Annotated in this window: 14 protein-coding genes; 9 read left to right on the forward strand and 5 right to left on the reverse strand. The window is 45.4% G+C overall.

Going from position 1 to position 17100, the window contains the following annotated elements; translation table 11 throughout:
• Positions 1-701: 701 nt before the first annotated feature.
• The gene (fadI, locus tag VEA_RS06590) at positions 702-2009 is read left to right on the forward strand and encodes an acetyl-CoA C-acyltransferase FadI (protein WP_005394284.1); all 1308 of its coding nucleotides are present in this window, start codon (positions 702-704) and stop codon (positions 2007-2009) included.
• Positions 2009-4120, forward strand: a complete 2112-nt coding sequence (gene fadJ / locus VEA_RS06595; RefSeq protein ID WP_006741720.1) for a fatty acid oxidation complex subunit alpha FadJ — start codon at positions 2009-2011, stop codon at positions 4118-4120. Before fadI ends, fadJ begins: the two co-directional genes overlap by 1 nt.
• A gap of 62 nt (positions 4121-4182) precedes the next feature.
• Here fadJ and VEA_RS06600 read toward each other — a convergent pair whose 3' ends face one another.
• Positions 4183-4437, reverse strand: coding sequence for a hypothetical protein (locus tag VEA_RS06600; protein WP_005397900.1), 255 nt, complete (start codon positions 4435-4437; stop codon positions 4183-4185).
• Positions 4438-4605: 168 nt separating this feature from the next.
• Entirely contained in the window at positions 4606-7383 is a 2778-nt protein-coding gene (locus tag VEA_RS06605) for an insulinase family protein (protein WP_006741721.1), read from the reverse strand.
• A 375-nt stretch (positions 7384-7758) separates the two neighbouring features.
• On the opposite strand from VEA_RS06605, the gene sixA reads away from it, so the two are divergent.
• Entirely contained in the window at positions 7759-8223 is a 465-nt protein-coding gene (gene sixA, locus VEA_RS06610; protein ID WP_005397904.1) for a phosphohistidine phosphatase SixA, read from the forward strand.
• Positions 8224-8320: 97 nt separating this feature from the next.
• On the opposite strand, the gene smrB is transcribed toward sixA, so the two are convergent.
• On the reverse strand, positions 8321-8851 hold the full coding sequence (smrB, locus tag VEA_RS06615; protein WP_012841540.1) for an endonuclease SmrB: 531 nt from the start codon (positions 8849-8851) through the stop codon (positions 8321-8323).
• Between the two features lie 63 nt (positions 8852-8914).
• Here smrB and prmB point away from each other — a divergent pair, with 63 nt between their 5' ends.
• Both prmB and aroC read left to right on the forward strand, forming a co-directional pair.
• Positions 8915-9847, forward strand: coding sequence for a 50S ribosomal protein L3 N(5)-glutamine methyltransferase (prmB, locus tag VEA_RS06620; RefSeq protein WP_005380541.1), 933 nt, complete (start codon positions 8915-8917; stop codon positions 9845-9847).
• Between the two features lie 178 nt (positions 9848-10025).
• On the forward strand, positions 10026-11111 hold the full coding sequence (gene aroC, locus VEA_RS06625) for a chorismate synthase (protein WP_006741722.1): 1086 nt from the start codon (positions 10026-10028) through the stop codon (positions 11109-11111).
• A gap of 86 nt (positions 11112-11197) precedes the next feature.
• Here aroC and VEA_RS06630 read toward each other — a convergent pair whose 3' ends face one another.
• A complete protein-coding gene (locus tag VEA_RS06630) occupies positions 11198-11821 on the reverse strand; it encodes a trimeric intracellular cation channel family protein (RefSeq protein ID WP_012841541.1) in 624 nt (207 codons plus the stop codon).
• A gap of 333 nt (positions 11822-12154) precedes the next feature.
• On the opposite strand from VEA_RS06630, the gene VEA_RS06635 reads away from it, so the two are divergent.
• The 3 genes from VEA_RS06635 (at position 12155) to VEA_RS06645 (ending at position 13644) form a co-directional block, all read left to right on the forward strand.
• Positions 12155-12685 (forward strand): elongation factor P hydroxylase, encoded by a 531-nt coding sequence (locus tag VEA_RS06635; protein ID WP_012841543.1) that lies wholly within the window; start codon positions 12155-12157, stop codon positions 12683-12685.
• Between the two features lie 25 nt (positions 12686-12710).
• The gene (locus VEA_RS06640; protein ID WP_005397926.1) at positions 12711-12974 is read left to right on the forward strand and encodes a YfcL family protein; all 264 of its coding nucleotides are present in this window, start codon (positions 12711-12713) and stop codon (positions 12972-12974) included.
• 145 nt (positions 12975-13119) lie between these two features.
• The gene (locus tag VEA_RS06645) at positions 13120-13644 is read left to right on the forward strand and encodes an NADPH-dependent FMN reductase (RefSeq protein ID WP_012841544.1); all 525 of its coding nucleotides are present in this window, start codon (positions 13120-13122) and stop codon (positions 13642-13644) included.
• A gap of 76 nt (positions 13645-13720) precedes the next feature.
• Here VEA_RS06645 and mnmC read toward each other — a convergent pair whose 3' ends face one another.
• A complete protein-coding gene (mnmC, locus tag VEA_RS06650) occupies positions 13721-15739 on the reverse strand; it encodes a bifunctional tRNA (5-methylaminomethyl-2-thiouridine)(34)-methyltransferase MnmC2/FAD-dependent 5-carboxymethylaminomethyl-2-thiouridine(34) oxidoreductase MnmC1 (RefSeq protein ID WP_012841545.1) in 2019 nt (672 codons plus the stop codon).
• A gap of 128 nt (positions 15740-15867) precedes the next feature.
• Between mnmC and fabB the strand changes: the two genes are divergently transcribed.
• Positions 15868-17079 carry a beta-ketoacyl-ACP synthase I gene (fabB, locus tag VEA_RS06655; RefSeq protein ID WP_006741726.1) on the forward strand — a complete coding sequence of 404 codons (1212 nt, stop codon included), beginning with the start codon at positions 15868-15870 and terminating at the stop codon, positions 17077-17079.
• The last annotated feature ends 21 nt before the right edge of the window (positions 17080-17100 follow it).

Below are 17100 nucleotides of genomic sequence, written 5' to 3' on the forward strand. Positions count from 1 at the left end.
CTTATTTGTTCTGAGCATGACTTTACTTTTCAATAGCCTCGCGGTTTCGGTTGAGCGTGTGTCGTAGATAACTTCTGACACAATAAGCTATGTGGTTACTTAAAAGTGTATACGCAAATGCCAAATATCATCGAACATGAATTGGTAAAGATTGTTAACAATATCATCATTAGTAATCAATGGTTTGGATAAGTTCATTCGATGGGACATAAAAAGAGACTGCTAGCGGTGAATTTTTGAATAGGTTTGCATCGCTGAGCCTTTTAGATGTGCTTAAAGCTCGTAAAATCACTATAAAATTGATCTATTTCAAAATATCAAGCAGTGAAGGGGTTATAGTACATCTTGTCATCTCGTTAGTCATTGCGACTAACATGTTGAGCAAGATGACACTTCCTTTTGAAGGCTGACTTTACTTTCTCCTAATCAGGAAACTGATTAATTTTCAATTGGCGTAAGTTAATTGTTTTATAGATATTCCGACCACACAGTTATGTGTGGTTTTTTTTTGCTTCGATTTTACCTTCCATATACCTCTTACCGTTTTAACTCTCTATAGTTAATCATTATTAATCGCATAAGAATCAAAGAAGTAGAGTAATTGATCTACTTGCTTCACGTTTATTTAAACGCACGTTTGATAAATTTAACAAATTCATTACAATGCATCAGGTCAGACCTCTTGTATTTAAGGAGAAACAATGGGCAAGCAGGAAGTAAAAACACGCAATGGTGAGCGTGTCGCTATTGTCGCGGGGCTTCGAACTCCCTTTGCTCGTCAAAGCACGGAATTTAGCCAAGTGCCAGCGGTCGATTTAGGGAAAATGGTAGTAAGCGAAATGCTTGCTCGAACAGATATTGATCCGAAGTTAATCGAACAAGTGGTATTTGGACAAGTAGTACAAATGCCTGAAGCGCCAAACATCGCACGAGAAATCGTGTTAGGCACCGGTATGAACATTCATACTGATGCTTACAGTGTGACTCGTGCGTGTGCAACGAGTTTTCAAGCGGCGGTCAATGTCGCAGAAAGCATCATGGCGGGAACCATCGATATTGGTATTGCTGGTGGTGCAGACTCTTCTTCCGTCCTGCCTATTGGCGTATCTAAGAAACTGGCCGCTAATCTGCTTGCTCTAAGTAAGACAAAAACAATGGGTCAGAAGCTTAGCATCCTCAAAAACTTGAGCTTTAAAGACCTTATGCCAGTGCCTCCTGCAGTAGCCGAGTACTCTACGGGTTTATCCATGGGACAAACTGCGGAGCAAATGGCAAAGACGCATGGTATTTCTCGTGCAGAGCAGGATGCGCTAGCACATCGCTCTCATACGCTGGCTTCCCAAGCTTGGAAAGAAGGCAAGATCCAAGGTGAAGTGATGACGGCTTTTCCCGAACCATACAAAAAATGGATTTCGGAAGACAACAATGTCCGTCACGACTCAACCGTAGAAGGGTACGCGAAACTTCGACCTGCCTTTGATCGCCAGTATGGCAGTGTTACGGCAGCGAACAGTACGCCACTGACTGATGGTGGTGCGGCAGTGATGTTGATGCGCGAAGGTAAAGCGAAAGAGCTTGGCATGGAGATTCTTGGCTACATCCGCGGCTACGCATTTTCAGCGATCGGTGTGGAAAAGGACATGCTGATGGGACCGACTTATGCTACAGCGAAAGTGTTAGAAAATACAGGCTTGGAACTGTCTGATCTGACGTTGATCGACATGCACGAAGCGTTTGCTGCGCAAGCATTGGCGAATGTGAAGATGTTTGCTTCAGATAAGTTTGCTCAAGAAAATCTAGGTCGTTCGAAAGCGATCGGTGAAATTGACATGGATAAGTTCAACGTGCTTGGCGGATCAATTGCTTATGGTCACCCATTTGCTGCGACTGGTGCACGTATGATGACGCAAACCCTACGTGAACTGAAACGCCGTGGTGGCGGTATTGCATTGAATACCGCATGTGCAGCTGGCGGTCTTGGTGCAGCAATGATTCTGGAGGTTGAGTAATGAGCGAGCAAAAAGCATTTAGTCTAAAAGTTGATGAGCAGAATATTGCTTGGTTAGCGATTGACGTAGCTAATGAAAAAATGAATACGCTACAGGCGGCTTTTGCTGATGAAATGAAAGAAATCTTTGCTCAGCTAAAAGACGCCAGTGGCATCAAAGGGATGATCATTCATTCCCTCAAACCGGACAACTTCGTCGCGGGGGCCGATGTTCGCATGCTAGAAGCGTGCACGACCGCAAGTGAAGCAGAAGCATTAGCGAGGCAAGGTCAAGAGCTATTCCAGCAGCTATCGGACTTACCATATCCTGTGGTTGCCGCTATTCACGGTCCATGTTTAGGCGGTGGCTTAGAGCTTGCTCTTGCATGTGATTATCGTGTTTGTACGGATTCAGATAAAACGCGTTTAGGCCTGCCAGAAGTACAGCTTGGATTGCTGCCAGGTTCCGGCGGTACGCAGCGTCTGCCGCGTTTGATTGGCCTGTTACCTTCACTGGACTTGATCTTAACGGGTAAACAGCTTCGCGCAAAGAAAGCAAAAAAGCTGGGTGTGGTCGACGCATGCGTACCTGATACAATTTTGCTCGATGTAGCTAAACAGTTTATCGACAAAGGTAAAAACAAGGGTACGAAAAAGCTATCCACGAAAGAAAAAGTGATGTCGGGTAGCGGGTTAGGGCGCAAGTTTGTGTTTGAACAGGCAGCGAAGAAAACCAACCAGAAAACCCGTGGTAACTATCCTGCAACGGTCGCGATTTTAGACGTTATTCAGCATGGTTTAGAGAAAGGTTTCGCCCAAGGACAAGAGCTTGAAGCGAAACGCTTCGGTGAGCTTGTGATGAGCTCTGAATCAAAAGCGCTCCGTTCTATCTTCTTTGCGACAACGGAAATGAAGAAAGAAAATGGTACGGATGCGAAACCCGCGCCAGCTCATAAAGTTGGCGTGCTTGGCGGTGGCTTGATGGGCGCAGGAATCAGCCATGTGTCTGTTGCAAAAGCGAAGGTGCCTGTCCGCATCAAAGACGTCAGCAACGATGGCGTTCTAAACGCACTCAACTATAACTACAAGTTATTCGAGAAACAGCGTAAACGTCGCATTCTATCAAAAGCCGATCTGCAAGCGAAAATGTTGCAACTGTCTGGCGGTGTCGACTTTACCAGCTTTAATCATATTGATGTCGTAATTGAAGCCGTTTTTGAAGACTTAGATCTTAAACAAAAAATGGTGGCGGATATTGAAGCGAATGCCAAGCCGGAAACCATCTTTGCGACCAATACTTCTTCGTTACCAATCCACAAAATTGCAGAAAAAGCGGAGCGTCCAGAAAACGTAGTGGGTTTGCATTACTTCAGCCCGGTAGAAAAAATGCCGTTGGTGGAAGTGATTCCGCATGAAACGACATCAGATGAAACCATTTCAACAGTCGTTGCACTTGCTAAAAAGCAAGGTAAAACCCCGATCGTAGTGAAAGACAAAGCGGGCTTTTACGTGAACCGCATTCTTGCGCCATACATGAACGAAGCGGCGCATATTCTGCTGGCTAACGAACCGATCGAAAAGATTGATACGGCGTTGCTTGATTTTGGTTTCCCTGTCGGCCCGATTACCTTACTGGATGAAGTCGGTGTCGACATTGGCGCGAAGATCATGCCGATTCTAGTCAACGAGTTAGGTGAGCGATTCAAAGGCCCTGACGTGTTCGATATCTTATTGAATGACGGTCGCAAAGGACGTAAGAGCGGGAAAGGTTTCTACACTTACAAAGGTAAGAAGAAAGAAGTCGATAAATCTATCTACAAGCTGCTTAAGCTCGATCCTGAATCTAAGCTGAGCGATAACGATATTGCGTTGCGCTGTGTACTACCAATGCTGAATGAAGCGGTACGTTGTTTGGATGACGGCATCATTCGCTCGCCACGTGATGGTGATATTGGTGCAATATTTGGCATTGGTTTCCCTCCTTTCTTGGGCGGTCCATTCCGTTATATGGATCAGTTTGGCATTAAAGAACTGGTTGAGAAAATGAATGAGTTTGCATCGAAGTATGGCGATCGTTACGCACCGTGTGATGGTTTGCTTACTCGAGCTGGAGAAGGAACCACATTCTATTAAACGTTGCTTCGGTAAAGAAAAAGGCTTGCCAGTGGCAAGCCTTTTTCATAAATAAGAAATAGTTACTTCTTCTTGTCTTTCTTATCTTTATTGTGGCCTTTACCTGGGTTGTCGTCCCCGTGAACGCTGCTGTTGCCTTTGTTGTCTTTATCTTTCCACTGTTTTGAAGAGCAATCATCTGATTTGATAGAAACATTGTCTCCGCTTAGGCGGACACAGTCGTTACTTAGCTCAAAGCCATCACCTTTCACCGAGATTTCAGCGTGTGCAGATGCCAGTGGCAGTAAAATAGCCGCAAGTAGTAGTGCTTTTTTCATGATTACCTCATTAATTTATTTTTAGTGTGGTAATTAGAGCATAAGCCGCAATGGCGTAATTTCAATTTTCTGCCAATTATGGTGTCGATTCTATTTATGAGACCCACAACCTCATTGGTTTGTAGGTATATACTTACTAATCGATAATTTTATTACTGCGCAATTAGATCATCCTAAGCCGCAATCTTTTGGCCTAAGTTGGAACTCTTCAATCGATCCAATTTCTTGCCCTAAGTGGATGCGCGGAGCGTCCGAATGCGATTGTCCTTGAGAGTGCATGACCAATCGGTTTGCCGTGCGAGGTTTCAACTCATTAACGACAAAGCGAATCATGTCTGCTCGGGTCAATTTCTTCAGTTCAGCAAGTACCTTGTCACGTTGGTTAAACTCGGTGTCTTTGTTTCCTATTGCAACCCAAAGACGCTGAGCACGACCTCGCAGTGTGGTGTCCGGCGTCGCTATTTGATTCCATAAGCCGCGCTTACTGCTATGCCACTGGTAATCGTTCAGTTCTAACAGCACCATATAAAAGGCATTTAAGAACTCATCGATTGAGGTAACCAGCTCGGCAGGCGCTGCATTGGGTGATTGCACATAAAGCACAATACCCGGATGACGATTAAGTGGCATATTGCCAGTGCCCACCATGTAACCTAATTGCTGTTTTGTGCGGATCTCGTGGAAAAATGTTGCCGACATGAGATGGTTCGCCAATGAGTATAGAGCAATGCTACGAGGCTCAATATCCTCACACTGGTGATAAATAACGACCGCCGAATCTTGCTGGTTACAATGTACTTCACGTTGAAAACTGCCGTTTTTTCCCAGCATGATGAGTGGGCGGAGCGCCTCTTCATAACGCTGCTCTTTTACTCTTAGGGCATCCTTTAAGGTTGTCGCCATGTCATGCGCTTGTTGACGCTGCCAATCTCCGTAAACAAACATTTCAACGTGCAGCTCTGCAAGAATTGATTCTACGAATACTGAGAGTTCATCGACTTCGATTTCTTCTAGCGCTTCGACTAAGGTTGCGAAAGGCGGGTTATTGGGTTGAAGTAGCCCTGTAAGTGCGTTAAACAGCTGCGAAATAGGACGATCTTGTGAAGCATTTCTCCAGTTACGTAACAGTTGCTGCTTGATGGTTTCAAAGCGTGCAGGGCTGAAATCTCGAGAAGCAAAACGGTGCAGGATCATTTCCAACAATTGAGGCAGTTTTTGGCTGAACCCTGAGAGGGTTAAGGTAACCCCGCCTTGGTGAGCATACATGTTGTAACCCATCCCTGCGATTTCCGCTTGATAGGTTTCTTTTGCTAGCGAATCGAGGAACATCTCGACACATAGGCGCGTTTTGACAATGTTCTTCGGTGATGCAACAGCATGAGAGCTGTCGATAGCGACATATACAACGCCTTTTGGCACGCGAAATTCATCGTCTTGTAAATGCCAAAGTCGGAAGCCTTCGAGATCTTCAATTAACTCTGGCAGTGAACCACCATTTTCGAACGGCATGGGATCGAGATCGTAGCAAATATAAGGGTTCTTTTCTGGTAAGACGAACTGCCAGCTTGGATCGATTTGTTGATAGAAGCGGCGTTGTTCATCACTAAAAGGCGTGACGGAATACGGAGTAAAGTACCATTCGGCAGTACGGTTGTATTCCAGTCCTTTTGCAATCAGGGTTACGCGGACATTATCGATGGTTAAATATTGCAGCAACGAACGCTGCAGTTGTTCATCATAGCCCGCCATTTTGTAGTCGCCATAAATGGTATCGTCTGGCTGATAATGCTGCATATTGATAACAAGATGGCTAACCAAATCCATTGGTCGAGATGGTTCCTGGAAACGAAACGCCGACTCAAGCACCGCTTGTTTTTCGAGATAGCGCCATTCATCTAGGCCGTCTTGTTTGATCATCGAGAGGTATTGAAAAACCGCTTGGATGATGTCGTCAACGTGGTTGAGACCCTGTGGGGTGAGTGTGCAGCTAACCGTAAAATCTCGATAGTTGCTACCACTTGCGCCGCCTCCCGCAGAAAGCGACGTAATCCAGCCTTCATTTTTTAGCTGGAGCATTAAGCTGCCTTCGCCTTCATAGCCGAGTAAATGCGCGAAGTAAGAGAGTGGTTTCAAGCCGTAGTGCTTATCCATCCCTGGCATTGGGAAGGTGAGAATGAGTTTTCGAAATTCTTTGATTGGTTCAACTTGAACTAAAATCCCGGTACTTTCTTTGGTGCTAATGGGGACATCAATCGATTTTCCACGAAGGTGGTGATTTGGGATATTGGCAAACATGGCTTCTACCCACGCTTGCTGATCATCGAGCGACTGTGGCCCAAAGAGCGTCAACGTCATGAGATCGGCAGAGTATTGAGAGAGGTGAAACTCGACAATTTCGTCGCGGATGGACTTACCCTCTCGGTCACCTAATGTATCTAGGTTGCCGACTGAGAACTTAGAGAAAGGGTGCTCTGGATTGATGACTTCTTTATTGACTTGATACAGGCGGCGAGAATCGTCATTAAGTTTGAGTTTGTATTCGGAGTCGACAGCCTGGCGTTCTTTGTCTAAAGCTTCTTCGTTAAACAATGGTGCGGTAAAGAATTGGCTAAATCGATCTAAGGCATTTTCAAAGGCATTCGGAGTAACATCAAAAAAGAAACAAGTGTGCTCAGTACCCGTCCAAGCGTTATTTGTTCCTCCATGCTGGCTAATATAGCTTTGAAACTCGCCCACTTTAGGGTATTTTTCCGTACCCAAAAAAAGCATATGTTCTAAATAGTGTGCCAGACCTTGGCGATCGTTTGGGTCGTCGAAGTGTCCAACGTTCACTGCTAGAGCAGCTGCTGACTGTTGAGCTGTCTCGGAATGAATCAGCAGTACACGCAGATCATTGCTCAAGGTAATGTAGCGGTATTGATTTGAATCGTTAGGACTTAGATGCACGATGCGTCTCCAGATTTCGCATTACAGTAATTATGAACCCCTAGCTAGGGGGCGCAAAGTTTGCGTTTCGACAAATACTGCTTGCCGTATTTTTGTTATTCGTAGACTTCTGCACAGGCCCATCGCGTTTGCGTATGGGGAAGAACTGTTTGAATGAATGCTCTGAACTCATAGCACAGTTAAATACTGTGATGAACTGAGTACATTCTTTTTAATAGATTGTTAAGAAAGTCGCTATCTTTAGCAAGCGAATTGGTATAATGAACAGATAATTATATCAGTATTTTTGTTTCGTCATTATTAAAGTTAGCCCCGTCTATCTAATAAAGATAGCAGTCAACCTTTTGGTAGCGTTAGCTATCCCTAGGAAATAACATGAAAATATTCATCATGCGTCACGGCGAAGCCGAGCATTTTGCAGATTCAGACGCAGCACGACAATTGACCCCAAGAGGCAGAGTCGAATCAGAAGCGGTTGCGAGAGCCTGTAAAGAACAAGGTTTTGCGCAATTCGATAAAGTGTTGGTGAGTCCGTACATTAGAGCTCAACAAACTTGGCAAGAGATCAGCGAGTATTTTGCTGCAAAAAGCATCGAAACTTGTGAAGATATTACACCTTACGGTCAATCTGAGCATGTATTTGATTTTGCAAGTGCATTGATTGAAGTGGAAAAACTAGACTCGCTTCTGCTTGTCTCTCACTTGCCTTTGGTTGGTTATCTCACTTCAGAGTTTGTAAAAGACATGGCACCACCGATGTTTCCTACATCAGGTCTAGTGTGTATTGAATACGATCTACAAACGCAAAACGGTGAAGTGCTGTGGCATATTACGCCATAAGCGTCGAAACCAAATAAGCATTTAAACATTAGATATAGAATGAAGAAAGGCAGGAAATTTCCTGCCTTTTTGTTTAATTGCTTCTACAGTGAGCTAGTTACTTTTCTGGAATCGAGAGCAAAACTAACAACGCACCATCACCGCCGAATTCTAGTGGCGCTTGGTGGAAAGCCATTACGTCTGGGTGTTGTGCTAACCAAAGTGGCGCTTTCTGTTTCAGGATGTGTTTACCAATGCCATGTTGCACACACGCACAGTGAATCTCATTTTTGACGCAGTAGGCGATCATCGCACCAAGTTCGCGTTTAGCTTCTTGTTGTGTCATGCCGTGCATATCGAGGAATACGTCCGGTACATACACGCCGCGACGTAGACGTTTAACTTCATAAGTGGAGACGTCGTCACGTGCATAACGAGTTGGGCCCTCTTCATTTAAGAGAGGGACAAACTCGTCGGAGAAGTAAAACTCAGAATCACTCGCTTCACGGTTGGAGCGCTTGATTTCTTTTTGCTTAGTATTTTTTTTTGGTTGCTGGATTATGGTATCCTGTCGCAACTTTTTTACGCCCTGTACTGCTTCCTGAAACAAGGCGAAATCGTCATCGTGTTCGGTGTCTTTTTTGCTCATTAGGTAAACAATTTCATTAATAAACTTTTATTGGCAGTATTGTAGCGCTTTTCGGAGGCAATTTTGGATAAGATTTTTGTAGAAGAGGCGGTATCGGAGCTGCATACCCTTCAAGATATGATTCGTTGGACGGTAAGCCGCTTTAACGCAGCGAACCTGTTTTACGGTCATGGTACTGATAATGCGTGGGATGAAGCGGTTCAGCTTATCCTGCCAACCTTATACTTGCCGATTGATGTGCCTCCGCACGTATTAAACTCTCGCCTAACGACCAGCGAGCGTCTGCGTATTGTTGAGCGTGTAGTAAAACGTATCAATGAACGTACACCAACTGCATACCTAACCAACAAAGCTTGGTTCTGCGGTCTTGAGTTCTTCGTTGACGAGCGTGTACTCGTGCCACGTTCTCCAATTGGTGAGTTGATTCAAGCTGAATTCCAACCTTGGTTGGTGGAAGAGCCTACGCGCATCATGGACCTATGTACGGGTTCTGGTTGTATCGCAATTGCATGTGCTCACGCGTTCCCTGAAGCTGAAGTGGATGCGATTGATATCTCTACAGACGCTCTACAAGTCGCGGAGCAAAACGTACAAGATCACGGCATGGAGCAGCAAGTGTTCCCAATTCGCTCTGACTTGTTCCGCGACCTACCAAAAGAGAAGTACAACCTGATCGTGTCTAACCCACCATATGTGGATGAAGAAGACATGAACAGCCTGCCAGACGAGTTCACACACGAACCTGAGCTTGGTTTAGCAGCAGGTACGGATGGCCTAAAACTTGTGCGTCGTATTCTTGCAAATGCACCAGACTACCTAACAGATAACGGCATTCTTATCTGTGAAGTCGGCAACTCAATGATTCATATGATGGAACAGTACCCAGAGATTCCTTTCACTTGGATTGAGTTCGAGAACGGCGGTCACGGCGTATTCATGCTAACGCGTGACCAGCTGGTTGAGTGTGCAGAAGAGTTTAAACTGTACAAAGACTAATAGGGTCTTGCACTAAACGTCAAAACACCGAGCTTTATGCTCGGTGTTTTTTATACATAACTCGCCGATATTAACTCTTTACATCAAAACGTAATAAAGCCACTATGAATCCACGAAGAATTGGAAAGCAGTTGCGCTCTGGTTTGAGAGGGCGTAGCGATAAAAACTTGAGGAAGTAATGGCAGGAAACAGTATCGGACAACATTTCCGAGTGACGACATTCGGGGAAAGTCACGGTATCGCACTGGGATGTATCGTAGACGGATGTCCTCCGGGGTTAGAAATTACAGAAGCAGATCTGCAAATCGATCTCGACCGCCGTCGTCCAGGCACATCACGTTACACCACACAACGTCGTGAACCGGATGAAGTTAAAATTCTTTCTGGTGTTTTTGAAGGCCAAACCACAGGCACATCGATCGGTTTGCTAATTGAAAACACCGATCAGCGCTCAAAAGATTACTCGGACATCAAAGATAAATTCCGTCCGGGTCATGCTGATTATACTTACCACCAAAAGTATGGCATCCGTGACTATCGAGGTGGTGGCCGTTCGTCTGCTCGTGAAACCGCAATGCGTGTGGCGGCGGGTGCAATCGCGAAGAAATACTTGAAAGATGAGTTTGGTGTTGAGATTCGCGCGTACTTGTCACAAATGGGTGATGTTTCTATCGACAAGGTAGATTGGAACGAAATCGAAAACAATGCGTTTTTTTGCCCAGATGTGGACAAAGTAGAAGCGTTTGACAAACTTATCCGTGACCTGAAAAAAGAAGGCGACTCAATTGGCGCGAAAATTCAGGTTGTGGCAACTAACGTGCCTGTTGGTCTTGGTGAACCTGTATTTGACCGTCTGGATGCAGACATCGCACACGCGCTAATGAGCATTAATGCGGTGAAAGGCGTTGAGATCGGTGATGGCTTTGATGTGGTAAACCAAAAAGGCAGTCAACACCGTGATACGCTTGCTCCTGAAGGTTTTGGCAGTAATCACGCGGGCGGTATTCTTGGCGGTATCTCAACTGGTCAAGACATTGTGGCTAACATTGCGCTTAAGCCAACATCAAGCATTACGGTTCCGGGTGAGACCATCACAAAAGAAGGTGAGCCAACTCAATTGATCACCAAAGGCCGTCATGATCCTTGTGTGGGTATTCGTGCCGTACCAATTGCTGAAGCGATGCTAGCGATTGTGGTGATGGATCATTTGCTGCGTCATCGTGGTCAAAACCATGGCGTAACAACTGAAACACCGAAGATTTAAGCTTAAAAATAAGCTTGATAAAGAGACAAAAGGCTGCTCAATGAGCAGCCTTTTTAATGTGTTTTCATTACGCGTTTAGATTTAAATTAATGGAGTGAGCCTTCCGTTTCCAAATTGAAAGAAGGGAGACGCCACTTAAAACGTACCGCGGCCATACGCAGCATATAACCGGTGATCAGTGTAATGATAGTGGCTGTTACATCGGGAACATTAAATTCTAATAGCGCTAAGTACATTCCTGATGCGATAAGAGCGACAGAAGCGTAAAGTTCTTCATGCAGTACCAACGGTGTTTGGCGACAGATTAAGTCGCGGAGTAGCCCACCGAATACACCCGTTACTAGCGCTGAAACCATACAGATCCCAGGGTGTAAGCCCATGCCCATCGCAATCTTAGTTCCGATGATGCTGAATACGATTAGACCTAACGCATCAAGGCGGATGAATAGACCTTTTAGCTTAATCACCCATTTCGCTAAGCCTGTGGTAAGTACACCCGCAATACACGTGATTGCTAGGAACTCTGGGTTTTTTACCCAACCAAGAGGGTAGTGTCCCAGTAAAATGTCACGTACGGTGCCACCACCAATGGCCGTTGCACTGGCCACCAACATAACACCAAACCAGTCCATTTTTCTTCTACCAGCACTCAACGCACCTGTCATGGCTTCAGCCGTGATACCAATGATATACAACACACTTAGCAACATAGGGAGACACTCAACGTAAAAAGTCACTACGTTCTACGTGAATCATCGTAGGCGCAGCAACAACACTTACAAAAGGTTTTATCATTCTTAAAAAGTGATTAAAACCAGCAACATGCCTGTAATCAAACCGCTTAAAAAACAGCAGTTTGAGCAGCATCAAAATAAGGCGAGAGTGTAGTAGCAAATGAGTACGCTGACGAATGAGAAATTATATGGAGAAAGCGATGTTCAGATAAATTCAACTAATAACCAAAACTGTGGGAGCACCTTTACCTTATAGATAAAAACAGCGACAATACGCAGCGCATGTCAAACTGAAGTACAAACTCGACGATGACCCACGAATACCAAGACCTTATCACCATTTTCAATGACACCTTTTTAGACCAATTTAATACGAAATTGGAGTTAGGTGGTGATGAGCCTATTTATCTTCCTGCTGATGATGAGCATCCTCATCATCGGATTATTTTTGCTCGGGGTTTTTATGCCTCCGCATTACACGAAATCTCGCATTGGTGTGTGGCAGGGCCTGAGCGTCGTTTGCTGGAAGATTTTGGCTATTGGTATGAACCTGATGGGCGCACGGCAGAAGTTCAAGCGGAGTTTGAGAAAGTTGAAGTGCGTCCGCAAGCTTATGAATGGATTCTGGCACAAAGTGCTGGCTTCCCTTTTACGGTGAGTTGTGACAATCTACACGGCGATTTTGAACCAGATAGGCTCGGCTTTATGCAGAAAGTGCATAAAGAAGTGTTGGGTATTTTGGAAGCTGGCTTGCCTTTGCGAGTGAAAATGCTTTCGGATGCTCTGCGTGCGTTTTACCAAACCAAGCCGCTGGAAGCGTCAGACTTTTGCGTTAAATAACCTCAAATAACCTCAGAGATACACCATGATTATTGAATTTGAAGAAAAACTACTGGAACTGATTGATGCTCGAATTGAAACAGCATCTGACGATGAATTGTTTGCTGGTGGTTATCTACGTGGTCACATCTCTTTGTCTGCGGCATCTTGTGAAGAAGAAGGCATTAGCGATATTACTGAGCTGAAGTCACGCATTGAGAGCAGTTTGGAAGACGCTCGTACCGAATTAAGCCCAGCTGATCGCGCGATCGTCAGTGACTTGTGGCAAGAACTGCAGGCTCAGGCTTAATCTCTGAACGTCGTTCTCCATTTATTAGTCCAAGTCATTTACTACTTCGAAAAATTCGAACCTCTCCATAAAATTTTTGTGGTTGTAGCGAAACTGTTCAACTTTTATTCTGATCAGCATAAAACGTGAACAAAGGATTACAACCATGAAAATTGTCGCATTTGGTGCATCTACCAGCTCTACCTCAATCAACAAATTACTTGCTACTTACGCAGCAAACCAAGTCGAAGGCGCTCACGTGAACGTTTTAGACTTAAACAATTATCAAGTACCGATGTTTAGCGAAGACAAAGAAAAAGAAATTGGTCAAGCTGAAGGTGCTGTCGCATTTTTACGTGATTTGGCTGAGGCTGACGCTATTGTTGTTTCCTTTGCAGAGCATAACGGTTCATACCCAGCAGCGTATAAAAACCTGTTTGATTGGGCAACGCGCATTGAGCGCAACGTATTCCAAAACAAGCCGGTCGTTTACTTAGCAACTTCTCCTGGCCCGGGTGGCGCACAGAGCGTTCTTGCGGCGGCAACAGGTTCCGCGCAATTTTTCGGAGCAGATGTGAAAGCATCGCTATCTGTGCCGAGCTTCTACGAGAACTTTGACGTGGAGTCTGGTGAGGCGGTAAATCCGGAAGTGGCAGAACAAGTGAAACAGGCAATTGCACAGCTGAAGTAATTTCAACACGGGTGACTTAATGAGTTAGTGATTCCCGACACATATTTGCGTCGGGAATGTAAACGAGAGAATACTCTTACAGCTCAGTAATGGCTTTGCCTTTTCTTAGTTTACGAACCCACATTCGACTTGGATGAAGTTCGGTCAATACATCAACAGGTAATGGCAGCGGGTCCCCACAGATTTGCGAGGCCAACACTTCAGCTAACAACGGTGCAGAGCTCAGCCCACGAGATCCTAAACCTAAGAAGCAGAATAGGTTAGTGAACTGATGAACGGTTTCTACCTCTTCTGCTTTTTGATTTTGTAAGTTGGCGTATTGCGTTTTTATCGTCTCAAAGTCACCCACATTTCCGACAAATGGTAAGTGATCTCGGCTCACGCTGCGAATACCTTGGCGAGATCGATTGCCACTGATATCTACCTCTTTTGGCCATTCTTGGTTCGGTACGCACTTAACTAATTTTTCTGCGTTATCCTTCTGAGCGTTTTCATCAAATTCGTAGTCTAGGTGACAGCGATCGTAGCTTGCGCCTATGCACAGGTGCTGATTGTTTGGGTTAACAGGCGTCATGTAGCCGTCGTAACACAATACCGTTTTCAATTGACTCAGCGTTTCGGTTGCCGGAGCATGACTGACTTGCCCTTTCACCTGTCCCATCGGCAGGGAAGCGGTTTGGCTCAATGTTTGGAACTCATGGCCATTCGCAACCACAACGGTTGAGTGCTCAAATGTTTGACCACTCGCCGTTAGTAGCCAGAGCTGACGCTTTTCATCCCAATTTAATGCTTCAACGTGATGTTCAAACTTCGTTGAGAGTAACGATGTCTGTTCTAATTGTCTGATTAACCCACGCGTTAGCTCGGCAGGGCACAACCATCCTCCCATAGGGTAGTGCACAGACGCCATATCAATAGGTAACCCGATAGTGTTCGCAGTTTCCTCGGCGGACAGCTTTTGAATGAGCTCTGGAGTGAAGTTACCCGCAAGCATTTTCTCCAGTTTGTCTGTGGATTTGTCATCCCACATCAACTGAGTTACGCCACACCAGTCATGATCAAAATCGATCTCTTGTGCTGCTTGTTCAACAAACTGACGTGCGAACAAAAATGCAGGAGCAAACACACGCGAAACACCAGTATGAGGACCGTTCAACAATGGATACACGGCCCCTTGACGATTACCCGACGCTCCCTCAGCTGGTTGAGTGTCTTTGCAGTAAAGCGTGACGTTTTGGCCACGACGAACCAACGTTTTCGCTAACGCCGCGCTGGCAATACCGCCTCCGATTATGGCAATCGAATCAAGATTGCTGGACGCCGTGCGATTGAACCACGGAAGATGGTTCGAGTGTTTTTCGCGTTGTTCCATCGAACCGGCGATCATTTCACGCTTGGTGCCAAAGCCTTTGACTTTTTTCATTGCAAAGCCTGCTTCGTTCAATCCTCGACGCACAAAGCCCGCTGCGGTAAAAGTGGCAACTGTACAGTCTTGCTTGGCTAACTTAGCCATGTTGTTGAACAGATTTTGGTTCCACATCTCTGGGTTTTTGCTTGGCGCGAATCCATCTAAGAACCAAGCGTCAATCAGTCCTTGTTCGTCATAAGGCACTTGCGGCATGCAGTCTTTGATGTCACCAAACCAAAGGTCGAGTGTAATTGCGCCATCTTCAAGCACAATGCGGTGACACTCAGGTACGGCGGCAGGGTAGTGTTTTTGTAACTTTTCCGCGTACTCAGCTAGCTCAGGCCAAGCTTCATGCGCCTTCTTTAAATCCGCTTGGCTTAGCGGGTATTTTTCAAAACTAATAAAATGCAGTTCTTTCAATGTTGCGTCTGGATGCTGACGACGAAACTCACTAAACCACTGGCATACTGCTAAGAAGTTTAATCCCGTGCCAAATCCTGTTTCACCAATGACAAAACGTCTTTGGTCAAATTCCTGCCATCTTTCTGGGAGATGATTTTGTTTTAAGAAAACGTAGCGTGTCTCTTCAAGACCGTTTACGTTAGAGAAGTAAACATCATCAAATTGGTCTGAAACCGGAGTACCAGCTTCGTTCCAACCAAGTTCTGCGTTTTTTATTGAAGTCATAATGGTGCAAATTTGTGATTTGGCGCGGTAAGAATGGGGCGATTGTACGAATTTATGGGAAAGCTGACCACTTTTGTTGACTATCTTAGTTATCATCTAGCGGATTTTTGAATTATAGGAATGTCATAATGAAACGAGTCGTAATCACCGGTATGGGTATTGTTTCAAGTATCGGTAACAACGTCGAAGAAGTTCTAGCGTCTCTTAAAGCGGGCAAATCTGGCATCACTGCATCTGAGCAGTTCAAAGAACACGGTCTTCGTTCGCAAGTATGGGGTGACCTAAAAATCAACCCGGCGGAACACATCGACCGTAAGCAGATGCGCTTTATGGGTGATGCGGCTGCTTATGCATACCTATCAATGGAGCAGGCAATCGCAGACGCTGGTCTTACAGAGGATCAGGTTTCAAACGATCGTACAGGTATCGTTGCGGGTTCTGGCGGTGCTTCTGCATATAACCAAACGGTAGCGACAGACACTATGCGCGCAAAAGGCGTAAAACGAGTTGGCCCTTACATGGTTCCTCGTACTATGTCTTCTACGGTTTCCGCTTGTCTTGCTACGCCATTTAAGATTCGTGGTGTGAACTACTCAATGAGCTCTGCATGTGCAACATCTGCACACTGTATCGGCCATGCTATGGAGCTTATTCAACTTGGTAAACAAGACATTGTTTTTGCTGGTGGCGGTGAAGAGCTTGATTGGTCTCAAACCATGATGTTTGACGCTATGGGTGCGCTGTCAACGAAATACAACGACACTCCAGACAAAGCATCTCGTACGTATGATGCGGACCGTGATGGTTTCGTTATCTCTGGTGGTGGCGGCATGCTGGTTATCGAAGAACTTGAGCACGCTCTAGCACGTGGCGCGAAAATCTACGGTGAGATCGTAGGTTACGGTGCGACATCAGATGGCTACGACATGGTAGCACCATCAGGTGAAGGCGCGATCCGTTGTATGAAGATGGCGATGCAAGACGTTGACGGTGTGGATTACATCAACACGCACGGCACGTCGACACCAGTTGGTGACGTGAAAGAGCTTGGTGCGATCCAACAATTGTTTGGTGAGAACAGCCCAGCAATCTCTGCAACAAAAGCAATGACTGGTCACGCACTAGGCGCCGCTGGTGTGCACGAAGCGATTTACTCAACACTTATGCTAGACAAAAACTTCATTGCTCCAAGCATCAATATTGAAAACTTGGACGAAGCAGCTCAAGGTCTGGACATCGTGACAGAAGCACGTGATGCAGAGTTAACGACCGTAATGTCAAACAGCTTTGGCTTTGGCGGCACAAACGCAACTTTGGTTATTAAAAAGTACCAAGGTTAACTGAATTTGTTGGCGCGCCAC

Source organism: Vibrio antiquarius, from assembly GCF_000024825.1.
Classification (GTDB): domain Bacteria; phylum Pseudomonadota; class Gammaproteobacteria; order Enterobacterales; family Vibrionaceae; genus Vibrio; species Vibrio diabolicus.